This is a genomic window from Rossellomorea oryzaecorticis, from assembly GCF_045897515.1.
Taxonomy (GTDB): domain Bacteria; phylum Bacillota; class Bacilli; order Bacillales; family Bacillaceae_B; genus Rossellomorea; species Rossellomorea enclensis.
Genome location: NZ_JBJOSA010000002.1, coordinates 48,219 through 61,350 on the forward strand (window position 1 = coordinate 48,219; position 13,132 = coordinate 61,350).

Genomic DNA, 13,132 nt, shown 5'->3' on the forward strand with positions numbered 1-13,132 from the left:
TAACAGTGTATAAAGGAAAGGGAGGTTTGGCTATTGTTATTTGCCATCAAAGACCTGGTCTACAAAGATATACTGGAAATAGGAGAGATGGACATACCTGAAAACAAAAATACGTGCATCATCGGAGAAAGCGGTGCGGGTAAATCCACCCTTCTCAAAATGTTCAACAAAATGTACATACCTGATAAAGGAACGATTCATTATAAAGGCAATCCAATCAAGGATATGGACCCTGTGAATCTGCGAAGGGAAGTGGTAATGATATCTCAGACACCTTTACTCTTTGGTGACACCATAGAAGAAAATCTTCAGAAAGGATTGATTTTCTCTGAAAAGCAAACCGCAAGCCGTGAAGAAATGACTCAGGCGTTGAAAATTGTGAAACTGGACAAGGATTTGGATACGGATGCAAAAGAGCTATCCGGCGGTGAAAGGCAGCGGTTGTCGCTTGGGAGGGTGCTTCTGATGAAACCTGAAGCATATCTGCTGGATGAGCCGACCTCCGCTTTGGATGAGGAAACAGAATTAGAAGTGATGAAGAGCTTTATTGTAGCTGCACGGGAACATGGGGGGACAGTGGTTATGGTGACTCATTCAACGAATGTTGCTGAACAATATGGTGACGAAATAATCAGGATTTCAAAAAGGTAGGGAGCGATTGACAGGTGGAAAAAGGAATCATTAATATTGAGCTTTGGAGATTTATTGCAGCGTATGCGTTCATCCTGCTTTTGTTAATCATCGTAAAACTAAGGGGGATTTCGCGGGAAAAGCAAATCATCATTGCATCTTTGAGAATGACATTCCAATTGATCATCGCCGGATACATCCTGACTTTTATTTTTGACAACCCAAGTCCGTGGCTGACATTGTTGATCATCTTAGTCATGGAGGTATTCGCAATCCGGAATGTCTTTAAACAGGTGAAACACGAGTTAAGTAAACAGCTTAAAGCCACGGTTAGTATTGCGATGACGGTCGGTACCCTTGGCTGCCTGTTTTATTTCAATATCGTAGTCATTCACTTCACTCCCTGGTATGAACCGAGGTATTTCATTCCGATAGCGGGAATGATCGTCGGGAATTCAATGACAGGGATCACGTTGGGGCTCAATACGCTCCTCGGAGGGCTGAAAGACCAGAGAGAATTAGTGGAGGGTGCATTGATGTTGGGGGCTACACCAAAAGCGGCATCCAAGAAATATGTCGATGATGCTTTCGACTCTGCCATTCTGCCTACTCTGAATAATATGATCGGCATGGGGATCATTTTCCTGCCGGGAATGATGACCGGCCAGATTCTTTCAGGTGTCAGCCCGCTGGTGGCAATCGAGTATCAAATCGCCATTCTTCTTGGAATCGTAGGAAGTGTTGCGCTGACAGTCATCCTATTCATTTACTTAGGCTATAAGTTCCTCTTCACTAAACATTCCCAGCTGAATATTTAGGTTAATCTCCCGTTTTGGTAAAAATGATAGAAAGAAGGATCCTCCCGTTCTTTTTACCTTATATGTCTGCATATGATAGAGAAAGAAGAATAGGGAGGAGAAATCTTTATGAAGTATGAAACAGAGCAAGCACTTCGGGTGAAGAGTCTGGCGATGGATGTTATAGAAGAATTGATGAAAGATGAACCGTGCTATGAAGCGAGAGACCTGAAACAAGTCTCTGAACTGTTCGCACGGTGCATTTGTGACCTCGTGAACGTATATACCAATATCTCGGAAGACCATCAAACAACACTCAGCGGAACAGTGATCAAAGCCAGGATCGGGTATAATACACTGCTTAAAAACACATCTATTAATGTTAGGAATAATAAGTATATTGAAAAAAGAGATTGATTCTAACTTCGATCTTTTTGAAATATCTCATTTTTTGTTTAAATGACGGATTGCTCCCTCTGTTAAAAGCTAATTTCCCAGAGATGAATCCGAGGTGGCTCACAGGTCACTTGCGGAAAACGAAGTCCTGCACGGAAATCAACCGCAGCAACTCATTTTTGGGGGAAACTTAAAATGGCAAACATAATAGTGGCAAATATATGAAATACTAAAAAAATAAAGCTTTACAATTGTGTATATCGCCATTGCATGCTATTCTTTTTTATTGAGCAGGCTTATAGGAAGAATGGATTAATCACTAGAAATAGTTGACGTTTTCTTCATAATCCATTACTTTTATGAAGCAACCAAAAACATTGTAGAATAAGGAGTCGATTCATAATGGCACAAAAAACATTTACAGTTACAGCTGAAACAGGAATCCATGCCCGCCCGGCAACTTTATTAGTTCAAACGGCTAGCAAATTCGACAGCGATGTACATCTTGAATACAAAGAAAAGAAAGTAAACTTGAAATCAATCATGGGTGTTATGTCTCTAGGTGTCGGTAAAGATGCTCAAATCACAATCATTACAGAAGGCAGCGACGAAGAAGAAGCACTTAAAAGCCTTGAAGAAACATTAAATAAAGAAGGTTTAGCTGAGTAATGTCAAGCATTTTAAAAGGCATTGCGGCATCTAACGGGATTGCCATCGCGAAAGCCTACCGTCTGGTAGAACCTGATTTAAGCTTCGATAAGAAGTCTGTTGAAAATGCAGACGAAGAAGTTGCTCGTTTTCAGAAAGCAATTTCAACTTCTAAATCAGAGCTGGAAGCGATCCGTGATAAGGCAAGGGAAGACCTGGGGGAAGACAAGGCCCAGATCTTTGAAGCACATCTTTTGGTACTAAGCGATCCAGAATTATTGACACCTATTGAAGATAAAGTGAAAACTGAAAGTGTAAATGCTGAATATGCACTGAAAGAAACTGCTGATATGTTTGTTAATATGTTTGAGTCCATGGATAACGAATATATGAAAGAACGTGCAGCAGATATAAGAGACGTAACAAAACGGGTTCTGTCACATTTACTTGGCGTGCAAATTGCCAACCCAAGTATGGTGACTGAAGAAGTGATTGTCATTGCAGAGGACCTGACTCCATCTGACACTGCACAATTAAACCGTCAGTTCGTTAAAGGATTCACAACTGATATCGGAGGCAGGACTTCTCACTCCGCTATTATGGCACGTTCAATGGAAATCCCTGCAGTGGTGGGTACAAAGTCGATTACTTCCTCCGTTGAAAATGGAGACGTGGTCATCGTAGACGGCTTAAATGGGGAAGTACATATCAACCCTACACCTGAGGTCATTGAAGAGTACAAGAAGGAACATGCCCGCTATGAGGAACAAAAAGCGGAATGGGCAAAGCTTGTCAATGAGCCGACAGTTTCCAAAGACGGCCAGCATGTTGAACTTGCAGCAAACATCGGAACACCTAAAGATTTAGAAGGTGTAAGAAACAACGGCGGTGAGGGAGTCGGCCTTTATCGTACAGAATTCCTGTACATGGGACGAGATGAGCTTCCGACCGAAGAAGAGCAATACGAAGCATACAAAGCAGTATTGGAAGGCATGGAAGGAAAACCTGTTGTCGTGCGTACGCTTGATATCGGGGGAGACAAAGAGCTTCCATACTTAAATCTTCCAAAGGAAATGAACCCATTCCTTGGTTATCGTGCAATCCGTCTTTGTCTCGATGAACAGGACATCTTCCGTACGCAGTTGAGAGCCTTGCTGAAAGCAAGTCCTTACGGAAATCTGAAAATCATGTTCCCTATGATTTCAAATCTCCAGGAGTTCCGCGAAGCAAAAGCGATTCTTGAAGAAGAGAAAAAAGCACTTCAAGAGAATGGTACAAAGGTTGCTGACCGCATTGAAGTGGGAATCATGGTTGAAATTCCATCGACTGCTGTCATGGCTGATGTATTCGCGAAGGAAGTCGATTTCTTCTCAATTGGAACAAATGACTTGATCCAATATACAATGGCAGCCGATCGTATGAATGAACGCGTGTCTTACCTGTATCAGCCATACAATCCTGCTATCCTGCGCCTTGTGAAAATGGTCATTGATGCCGCTCACAAAGAAGGCAAATGGGCAGGTATGTGCGGTGAGATGGCTGGAGATGAAATTGCTGTTCCAATCTTACTAGGTTTGGGACTGGACGAATTCTCGATGAGTGCTACTTCCATTTTGAGAGCACGTTCTCAAATCCATCGTCTGAACAAGAGTGATATGAAAAAGCTTGCTGAAGAGGTACTTCAGCTCGACACAAATGATGAAGTCATCAAGGCGGTCGAAAAAGCTGTTTCAAATGACTAAAAAATGTTTATTTGTCTGAAGCGGGGGTAATGTAATAAAGAATAAGAAGTTGAGGCACCCAAACGGCCTTTTCATTCTCATTTCCCCCTTTTCTAAAGGATTGAAAGTGTACAGCTTTCAATCCTTTTTTTTTATGGTTAAATGAATGGATTCTTCCATTCCATCAATAAGCCATAGTTACAAGATTCTTTATCATCAAGGTATCCATTCACTGCTTTCAATGGAGTTCTTCCACATTGAAGCAGGAAGGTGATTACGGGGTCTTTATACTCTCCCGAAGTTATTTTATATACATATTCATCAATGGTTAAATGTTCAGAAAATTTGTGGTAGGTTGGGTATGCGGCCCCCTCCCAGAAGGCGGTCAAGCTGCAAATGCACCACAATTTCATACATGGCATTCATCAATTCTTTCCCGAGTTTGAATCCCCGAAAATCAGGATCGATGCACAAATCGACAACATACAATGTATTCCCGAGCCCGCTGTGATTGCGGATGTAACCGTCATCCGTTATTTCGTCCCACGTATGATGAGGATGAGCAGGATCAAAGTCGACGATCAGACCAGTCATGCTGCCAGCAATCTTGCCATCGATTTCAACACATAGTGCTCCTAATGGGAAGTTGTCAATATGACTCGCCAGTTGTTCCTTATTCCACCATAATTCCGGAGGGAATGGCGGAGGGAAGGCACGCTTCTGGATTTTAATGAGTCCGTTGAAATCCGAAGTGGTATAGTTTCGAATAGTGGCCTTGTGAATTTGATCTTTTCTGAAGACAAATTGTTGTTTTCGATACATGATCGAACCCCATTTATCAGAAATTTACTTGTTCATTATACTTTATGAAAGCGCTTTTTTAAAGGTATTTCACAAAAATAATTTACCTAGATACTCTAATTATTAAAAGTTGAAAGTGTTCCGGTTTTGTACCCCTGTTGATTTACGTGCAAGAGTTCGCTTTTTGCGGGCGTACGTTGAGCCTACAGGCATTCTCGCAGGAGATTCTGTTCAGGTCCAGGGTCCAGACCCTCGAGGGCAATGATCGGGATTTTTATGTAGGTTATATGGAGGTTATAGGCGTTCTTGACGCAGGAGACGAAATGGCTGCACTCGCCTGATTAGGTAAAAGCAGCGTTTTGGCTCGGGGAATGCGAAAATGAGGCCTGCGGAAAGGGGTGCGATCGGGGAAATCTTTTAATTTTGACCCGTAATCTTTCGAAAACTGGACTTTTTCTTTCAATTCCGGGCAATAATCTTCAAATTCTGTGGGATGAAGATCTTTTAATTTTAAAATTTATTCCGTCACTTACCGAAAATACCCAAACAATAGGTTGGACGTGCTGGAAAAGCAAAGGAAGCCTTCAACACCGGGGCGTCTTATGCTTCCGCCTCTAATCAAAGCCATTTGCATTTGTGCGGCAGCAGGGCTCAGAGAGCACAAGTTATAATCCATTGGAGTCTTCGTATTGCACTCCGATCAACTTCTGGAGTAGAGCAATAATCAGTATATATTAACAACCAAAAAAATTTTTTATAAAAGTTTTATTTTTTGGTTTAGTTATTTTAAAAGGGGGGTAACCTATAATTAAGCATGAAATTGGAGATTAATTTCTCACTAACACCCCCTTTTCCTTTTTTTTGACTGACCGGTTTTATAGCCGGCAGTCTTTTTTTATTCTTTTTTATGGGAGGATTTGATTGAATACTTATGTAGTCCGCGATTAATACTAATTGTAGTGTTTCAGTAAAGAAGCATAAGAAGAGAAAAGGGGACCTGAGAAAATGGCTAAGCGAACAAAAAAGAATGATCCTCAGCAGAAAAATAAAAAGGGATTTGATTCTTCCCGTTTAAATGAAGAATTCGCGCATGAAATGGGCAGTGCAGCAGCAAACAAGATTCACAAAGATAAAGCAAAAAAAGAAAAAGCACCTAAAAACAACGGTGAATATACGAAGTAATGAAAAAGACAGACCTTGGTTTCGAAACCAAGGTCTGCTCTTTTAAATGTTAGTGTCAATGAAGGACTGAATCCTTGATAGACCTGATTTTAATTGCTCCATTGAGCATGCATATGAAATCCTTACGTAGCCTTCACCATAGCTTGAGAATGCATCACCTGGAACGACAGCCACCTTTTGCTCTTTTGCAAGCGCAAGTGCGAATTCAAATGAAGACATCTTAACCTGCTCCGGGATTTTCACAAAGAAATAAAATGCGCCGTCCGGTTTCACAACATCTTCAAATCCTATTTCTTTCAGGCGATCAAAGACATAATCTCTTCTGACCCTATACTCCTCCTTCATTTCCACTGCATCATTGATTCCATTTGTCAAAGCTTCATACGCTGCTTTTTGTGAGACCGAAGAGGCACAGGACACATTATATTGATGAATCTTCAAAAGATGTTTGCTGATGGATTCAGGAGCAAAAATAAACCCTATTCTCCAGCCTGTCATACTGTGTGATTTGGATAGTCCATTAATCAAAATGGTTTGTTCTTTAAGGTATTCAGCTATGGATCGGTGAGCGCCTTCAAATGTCAGTTCACTGTAAATTTCATCTGCCAATACAAAGATATTCCTGTCTTTCAGCACTGCTGCGATTTCTTTCAATTCTTCTGCATCAAGACTGACTCCGGTCGGGTTTGATGGGTAAGGAAGGATGATGCATTTTGTAGACTCTGTAATGTGCTTCTCGATTGATTCGGCCGTAACCTTGAAATTGTTACTTGTGGTATCTATATGTACAGCTTTTCCACCACATAAATGAATGATTGGTTCATATCCGGGATATACAGGACCAGGAAGAAGACACTCGTCCCCAGGTTCTAATATTGTCCTTAGCACGACGTCTATTCCCTGTGAAGCCCCTGTCGTGACGATCACCTCGGATTCAGGTTGATAATGCACATTATATTTTCTGCTCATAAAAGATGCAGCCGCTTTTCTCAGCTGAAGAAATCCTGCATTATGGGTGTATGAAGTGAAGTTATCATCGATTGCATTTTTGGCTGCTTCCTTTATATGGAGAGGTGTCGGGAAGTCCGGCTGGCCAATCGTCAGTGAAATCATTCCTTCTATATCAGCGACCAAGTTAAAAAATTTTCGTATGCCTGATATTTTGATATTTCTCACGTTAGGATTCAAGTATTGTTCCAATATACACACCTGCTTTTTTCATTTGCTACATATTTTATCATCTTTTACTGCAGTAAAGGAATGCATTTGTTTGAATCGATTAGAATCAGGGAATGGTTAGAAAAGAAAATAACATGGCATTGAAGGTGAGCAGCAATGATCAGGACGACGGCAATTTTGAATAATGGGGACATCCTTCAGGATATACCTTTATCAAGGGTGAAGGAAGACAATGTTAAATGGTACTGGGTCGATTTTAGCGAACCTGCAGATAAGGATATCCGCATGATGAAACGTTTCTTTCAGTTTCATCCGCTGGCTATAGAAGACTGTCTGGATGACTTTAGTGAAAGACCTAAATTGGATTTTTATGATGGATATATTTTTGTGCTGATGCATGCGATAAATCGTCATACACTTGATTCATACGAAGTGAATCTTTTTGTTAATGGCAGATTTATCGTTACTTTTCATAAGAAACCGGTAAATCAAATCGATCATATGTGGAAGATGGTAAGTGAAGAAGGTGCACAGCTGACTCCGTTCACCATCATGCATGGAATTATCGACAGGCTGGTCGATGAGTACTTTCCGTTGATCTACAGCATTGAAGACCGGCTGAATACAATAGAAGAGAATACGAATGAAGAATCCGATTCAAATCTGATGGATGAATTATTCGATATCCGCCATGAAATGTCCAAGTTGAGAAGGACGCTCATTCCAATGAGGGATTTATTATATAGGATCAGTAATTCAAGCAGATTGAATTCATTGAAGGAAGAACAACTGTATTTTAATGATGTATATGACCATTTGATCAAGCAAGTTGAAATGCTGGAATCCTATCGTGAATTTTCCGCAGATATCCGGGATAATTATCTATCCATCAATTCAGACAAAATGAATAATATCATGATGACGCTGACCGTCATCACTACTATCTTCATGCCTCTTACATTCATAGCTGGCCTTTATGGCATGAACTTTGTATACATGCCGGAGCTGAATGAACATAACGGATACTTCGTTGTCCTGACAGTAATGGCTCTTATTGCAGCGGTCATGTTCGGTTTCTTTGTAAAAATCGGCTGGTTGAAATTTGGTGGGAGAAAAAGAAGGAGAAGAAAAAGGCTGCTAAAGCTTAAATAAACCGAATCGGCTTTTTGGATCTCGCTAAATGGCTTGTTAGCAAAAAAATACGGGAAAACGGTGGATTTTTATTTCAAAACGCGTTATATTGATTGAGGACAAAAGAAGAATTGGGATAGGAACATTCCCGAGAGGTTCTAGCACAACCCTCTATAAAAAACTAAGGGAAACGGCATCCTTTGGTGTCGTTTGTTTTTGTTTAAGCGGATTTTCATAGCTGTCATTTACAGTTTCGCTCTGTTGTATCAGATATTCAGAGGGAAAAGCATGATTATAGAGAAATAAAGGAATCTTTTTTTCTTCTTTTCAAGGTGAAGTTGATGCCTGCAAAAAGAGAGGAGAATCATAATGAAACAAGAAAAAGCTTTGGTTGTATTCAGCGGGGGACAGGACAGCACCACATGCCTGTTCTGGGCAAAAAAGGAATTCAGAGAAGTTGAAGCGGTCACGTTCAATTACGGGCAGCGGCATGCAGCTGAACTGGATTGTGCAAAAGAAATAGCTGAGGATTTAAATGTAGCACATCATACGCTTGATATGAGTCTATTGAATCAGCTGGCTCCGAGTGCATTGACAAGGAAGGATGAAGCCATTACACATGAGGAAGGGGAATTGCCTTCTACATTTGTTCCGGGGAGGAACCTACTGTTTCTTTCATTTGCCGGGGTGCTGGCGAAGCAGATCGGTGCTAAACATATCATAACGGGGGTCTGTGAAACGGACTTCAGCGGCTATCCGGATTGCAGGGATATCTTTGTGAAATCATTGAATGTTTCACTCAATCTCTCGATGGATGCACAATTTGTGATTCACACACCGCTGATGTGGATTGATAAAGCCCAGACTTGGGAGATGGCCGATCGTCTCGGAGTACTGGATTATATACGTGAAAACACCTTAACCTGCTATAACGGAGTGAAAGGTGACGGGTGCGGTGAATGTCCCGCATGTGAATTGAGGCAAAGAGGTCTGAATCAATATTTACTAAAGAAACAAGGGGGAGAGGAATGATGCTTCAGCAAATTTATCCGTCTCCTACTCATGAGTATGAATTTGAACTGAATAAGGATATGCATTTTGCTGCATCTCACTATATCCCGCATAAAGATGCAGGTGCCTGTCAAAAGGTGCATGGTCATACCTATTACGCAAATATCACAATCGGTGGAAATCAACTGGATGACTCAGGTTTCCTCATAAATTTCAAACATATCAAGAAACTGATCCATAAACGTTTTGACCACACCTTGTTAAACGAGGACAGCCTTTTTTCAGATGAAGATCCTTTGAAATTCCCCACTACTGAAGTCGTGGCGAAAACTGTATGTGAAATCATCCAGGGGCATTTAGATACATTGGAACACCGTCCTGTGTGCCTTCAAGTGTTCTTAAGGGAAACGCCCACATCCTATGTCATATACAGGCCAAAAAGGGGGAAAGTATCATGAAAAAATTCCCCGTATTAGAAATCTTCGGTCCGACTATTCAAGGTGAAGGGATGGTAATCGGCCGGAAGACGATGTTTGTAAGGACTGCAGGATGTGATTACAGTTGTTCATGGTGTGATTCGGCTTTTACCTGGGACGGATCAGCAAAAGATGATATAAGGCTTTTGAATGCAGAGGAGATATGGAATGAGCTGAGTGAGATTGGAGGGAAAAGGTTCTCCCATGTGACGATTTCCGGGGGGAATCCTGCACTTTTATCCAACTTAGGTGAATTGCTCGACATTTTTAAGGAAAACGGAATTGAGTCCGCCTTGGAAACACAAGGAAGCAGATGGCAGGACTGGTTTTATGACATTGATGATTTAACGATATCACCAAAACCGCCAAGTTCAAACATGATAACAGATTTCAATAAATTGGATGAAATCATTCAAAAATTAAATGACAATGATTCTGCATTCAGCTTAAAAGTGGTGATTTTCAACGATGGGGATATGCAATATGCAAAGAAAGTGCATAAACGTTATCCATCAGTGCCTTTTTACCTTCAAACGGGAAATCCGGAAACTGCTGAAGAAAACACTGAAAAATTGGTTTCAGACTTGCTGAATGACTTTGAAATATTGATCGATAAAGTATCTATGGATGACGAATTGAATAATGTAAGGGTTCTCCCGCAGCTGCATACGCTTGTATGGGGAAATAAGCGGGGGGTATAGAGAGAAACACAAAAAGCGATTGAGTTCTTCAATCGCTTTTTGTGTTGGAACGTCTTTCACTTTCTTGCATTTTCATCTTGACTCTGGTCAATGCTGCTTTTTCCTTCAACATAAAAAACTTCGTCAAAGTCGTCATGACCTTCTTTGTTCTTGCTTATCGCAACCAGAGGATTTGAATACTGTGCAGGCAAAATGTGACCTGTTATCTCATCAAAATCAAGGATCCTTCTATTCTCCACATCTCTTCTCTCAGGCATATATACACCTCCTGGCTTTAGTTTGCTGATTAAGAAAAACAAGTATGTAAAAATTTTTATCACCTTTAAAATGCGTTGATGTGTAAAAAAATGCAGATATTGTTCGATATAAAATAGGTAAGGTATTTATCGTTGTTAACAAGAATGGAAGGACGTATCAAAATGAATGATTCTAAAGGTATCTTGCTCGAAAGCGGCACAAATGAACTTGAAATGGTTGAATTTGAAGTTCAAGGAAATAAATTCGGAATAAATGTAATTAAAGTGAAGGAAATCATTCAACCGGCCGCGGTCATACCCGTCCCTCACTCTCATACCCATGTAAAGGGATTGATTCAACTAAGGGGGGAAGTACTTCCAGTGGTGGATATGGCCAGAGTACTTGGACTTCAAGAAAAAGACTCTCCCCAGTCAAAATTCATCGTATGCGAGTTCAATAAACAAAAAGTGGTTTTCCATGTTCATAATGTGACTCAGATTCACCGTATTTCCTGGAATCAGATTGAAAAACCTTCTGAAATGTATTCCGGAATCAAGTCGGGGATCATTGGAGTAGTAAAACGTGAGGATTCAATGGTTTTAATGCTTGACTTCGAAAGTATTATGGTGGAAATCAACCCGGAATCAGGGATACATATTGATCAGGTGAAAAAACTGGGTAAAAGGGAAAGAAGGAATAAGAAAATCGTGGCAGCTGAAGATTCACCGCTCCTCCGAAAACTGCTCAATGAAACCCTGACGGAAGCGGGCTACGATTCAATTGAATTTTTTGAGAACGGAGCTGATGCATTTGCTTATCTAGAATCACTGTCAGAAGGTTCTGGATCTATTGAAGATTCTGTCGGTTTGGTTCTAACAGATGTTGAAATGCCCCAAATGGACGGTCACCATCTGACAAAGCGAATCAAAAGTCATCCTGTATTAAAGAAACTGCCGGTCATTATATTTTCCTCGCTGATTACAAATGATTTGAGGCATAAGGGTGAGTTGGTGGGGGCAGAAGATCAAGTCAGTAAACCTGAAATAGCAGAACTGATATCAAAAATTGATCAGTACGTACTGTGAAATATAAGAAATGGCTGCATGCTTTTGAAACATGCAGCCATCTGCCAAAAAAGGAATTCGCTTTAAAGCGCTAAAATTCGAACGTATTAAAAGAAGCTGTCACCCAGCTTTTTGAATACAGGTTTTTGATAATTGTTTTTCCTTGGTCTTTTGTGTTTATCTTCGGAATCGGACATTCCTGTATAGTCTTCCAAGATGCCCTTTGCCTGGTGCAGCCCCATTTTACTTCTCGGGTTCCTTATTGCCTGATTGAGTGTCCCCAAGTGCGGGAGCTGCTTGAAATCTTCTTTGGAAGGCGGTATGTGAAAGGTGTATTCACCGCAATCAACTAAGACATCCGACTGCTGCTGGCTGAATTTAGGATTGTTAGAAAAATGGAGTCCTACTTTTTTTGCTTTACCTTCACGGATCATCTTCATCAATGCACGCTTCTTCAGTGCATACAAGTATTTTGGGTTACCGGCAGTCTTTGCATGACGATTAACAGTGAAAATAGCTTGAGAGAGGGTATTTACTGATGTGGAGGAAGGGGTATCATTACTGGTATTTCTCAAGTTTTTGGCTCCTTTCTACTATATTCCTTACTATTATACCTTCTTTTTCTATCAATGGAAAGTAGGAGTAGGGATCTATTGTTAGAAAACTGGTATTTTTCTTTATATTCTTTGCCGCGATTTATTTAAAAAAAGAACTGGATCATTAACTGACCAGTTCTTATAAGTTAATTCAAGTTTTTAACAGCTTACCTTTGCGGGTAGATGTTGATATTTTCCGTCATATAACTCGGGGAAGGAGCAAAAGTGTTCCCGTAAGGCGCTCCTCCATAAGGGACTCCTCCATAAGGGACTCCTCCATAAGGTACTCCCCCATATGGGACACCACCATAAGGCGGATAATATGGCGGGCAGCATGGTCTGTTAAATAACAGCGGGCCGATGGCTAAACCTGCTAAACCACCTGCTAAAAACGGAAGGCCGAAAAAAGGAAAGAAACGTTGATCGTATCCTCTCATGGCAGGGTAGTTATAGGTATTATAAGGAATAAACGACTGACGATACATGAATAACCTCCTCTCTATTCTTATTATTATATGGTCTTGCTAATCACTGTGAGCCTGTATTAAATGAAAAAGCAAAA

At 40.7% G+C, this 13,132-nt stretch carries 16 protein-coding genes, 1 pseudogene and 1 riboswitch; of the genes and pseudogenes, 12 read left to right on the plus strand and 5 right to left on the minus strand.

The features are described from left to right. Window positions 1-87 precede the first annotated feature (87 nt). From ACKA06_RS02400 to ptsP, 5 genes are all read left to right on the plus strand, one after another. Window positions 88-651 (plus strand): ABC transporter ATP-binding protein, encoded by a 564-nt coding sequence (locus ACKA06_RS02400; protein WP_052011653.1) that lies wholly within the window; start codon window positions 88-90, stop codon window positions 649-651. Between the two features lie 14 nt (window positions 652-665). Beyond that, window positions 666-1,448, plus strand: a complete 783-nt coding sequence (locus ACKA06_RS02405; RefSeq protein ID WP_198259412.1) for an ABC transporter permease — start codon at window positions 666-668, stop codon at window positions 1,446-1,448. 108 nt (window positions 1,449-1,556) lie between these two features. Further along, a complete protein-coding gene (locus ACKA06_RS02410) occupies window positions 1,557-1,844 on the plus strand; it encodes a hypothetical protein (RefSeq protein ID WP_032089055.1) in 288 nt (95 codons plus the stop codon). 381 nt (window positions 1,845-2,225) lie between these two features. Continuing rightward, on the plus strand, window positions 2,226-2,492 hold the full coding sequence (locus tag ACKA06_RS02415) for a phosphocarrier protein HPr (RefSeq protein ID WP_032089054.1): 267 nt from the start codon (window positions 2,226-2,228) through the stop codon (window positions 2,490-2,492). Then, the gene (gene ptsP, locus ACKA06_RS02420; RefSeq protein ID WP_058298317.1) at window positions 2,492-4,213 is read left to right on the plus strand and encodes a phosphoenolpyruvate--protein phosphotransferase; all 1,722 of its coding nucleotides are present in this window, start codon (window positions 2,492-2,494) and stop codon (window positions 4,211-4,213) included. The genes ACKA06_RS02415 and ptsP overlap by 1 nt, the downstream gene beginning before the upstream one ends. 137 nt (window positions 4,214-4,350) lie before the next feature. On the opposite strand, the pseudogene ACKA06_RS02425 reads toward ptsP, so the two are convergent. Further along, window positions 4,351-5,014: pseudogene (locus ACKA06_RS02425) on the minus strand (GNAT family N-acetyltransferase). A 176-nt stretch (window positions 5,015-5,190) separates the two neighbouring features. On the opposite strand from ACKA06_RS02425, the gene ACKA06_RS02430 reads away from it, so the two are divergent. Further along, window positions 5,191-5,334 (plus strand): hypothetical protein, encoded by a 144-nt coding sequence (locus tag ACKA06_RS02430; RefSeq protein ID WP_411158976.1) that lies wholly within the window; start codon window positions 5,191-5,193, stop codon window positions 5,332-5,334. 664 nt (window positions 5,335-5,998) lie between these two features. Beyond that, window positions 5,999-6,175: a hypothetical protein gene (locus ACKA06_RS02435; protein WP_169792809.1), complete on the plus strand. Its 177-nt coding sequence runs from the start codon at window positions 5,999-6,001 to the stop codon at window positions 6,173-6,175. Window positions 6,176-6,217: 42 nt separating this feature from the next. Here the strand turns inward: ACKA06_RS02435 and ACKA06_RS02440 are convergent, their stop codons facing one another. Then, window positions 6,218-7,375, minus strand: coding sequence for an aminotransferase A (locus ACKA06_RS02440; RefSeq protein WP_197670714.1), 1,158 nt, complete (start codon window positions 7,373-7,375; stop codon window positions 6,218-6,220). Window positions 7,376-7,510: 135 nt separating this feature from the next. Between ACKA06_RS02440 and corA the strand changes: the two genes are divergently transcribed. The 4 genes from corA to queE all read left to right on the plus strand — a co-directional run bounded on the left by corA (window position 7,511) and on the right by queE (window position 10,673). Further along, entirely contained in the window at window positions 7,511-8,506 is a 996-nt protein-coding gene (corA, locus tag ACKA06_RS02445) for a magnesium/cobalt transporter CorA (RefSeq protein ID WP_411158977.1), read from the plus strand. Between the two features lie 125 nt (window positions 8,507-8,631). Continuing rightward, window positions 8,632-8,676, plus strand: a riboswitch (PreQ1 riboswitch). 178 nt (window positions 8,677-8,854) lie between these two features. Next, window positions 8,855-9,517 (plus strand): 7-cyano-7-deazaguanine synthase QueC, encoded by a 663-nt coding sequence (queC, locus tag ACKA06_RS02450; RefSeq protein WP_411158978.1) that lies wholly within the window; start codon window positions 8,855-8,857, stop codon window positions 9,515-9,517. Beyond that, window positions 9,517-9,954: a 6-carboxytetrahydropterin synthase gene (locus ACKA06_RS02455; RefSeq protein WP_197671431.1), complete on the plus strand. Its 438-nt coding sequence runs from the start codon at window positions 9,517-9,519 to the stop codon at window positions 9,952-9,954. Before queC ends, ACKA06_RS02455 begins: the two co-directional genes overlap by 1 nt. Next, complete coding sequence (queE, locus tag ACKA06_RS02460) at window positions 9,948-10,673, plus strand: 7-carboxy-7-deazaguanine synthase QueE (protein ID WP_321203335.1); 726 nt, start codon at window positions 9,948-9,950, stop codon at window positions 10,671-10,673. The genes ACKA06_RS02455 and queE overlap by 7 nt, the downstream gene beginning before the upstream one ends. Before the next feature lie 56 nt (window positions 10,674-10,729). On the opposite strand, the gene ACKA06_RS02465 is transcribed toward queE, so the two are convergent. Next, window positions 10,730-10,930: a hypothetical protein gene (locus tag ACKA06_RS02465; RefSeq protein WP_032089048.1), complete on the minus strand. Its 201-nt coding sequence runs from the start codon at window positions 10,928-10,930 to the stop codon at window positions 10,730-10,732. A gap of 162 nt (window positions 10,931-11,092) precedes the next feature. On the opposite strand from ACKA06_RS02465, the gene ACKA06_RS02470 reads away from it, so the two are divergent. After that, entirely contained in the window at window positions 11,093-11,995 is a 903-nt protein-coding gene (locus ACKA06_RS02470; protein ID WP_411158979.1) for a chemotaxis protein, read from the plus strand. 86 nt (window positions 11,996-12,081) lie between these two features. On the opposite strand, the gene ACKA06_RS02475 is transcribed toward ACKA06_RS02470, so the two are convergent. Continuing rightward, window positions 12,082-12,549 carry a YkyB family protein gene (locus ACKA06_RS02475; protein WP_058298323.1) on the minus strand — a complete coding sequence of 156 codons (468 nt, stop codon included), beginning with the start codon at window positions 12,547-12,549 and terminating at the stop codon, window positions 12,082-12,084. Window positions 12,550-12,737: 188 nt separating this feature from the next. Further along, the gene (locus tag ACKA06_RS02480; protein ID WP_411158980.1) at window positions 12,738-13,055 is read right to left on the minus strand and encodes a hypothetical protein; all 318 of its coding nucleotides are present in this window, start codon (window positions 13,053-13,055) and stop codon (window positions 12,738-12,740) included. Window positions 13,056-13,132: the final 77 nt, after the last annotated feature.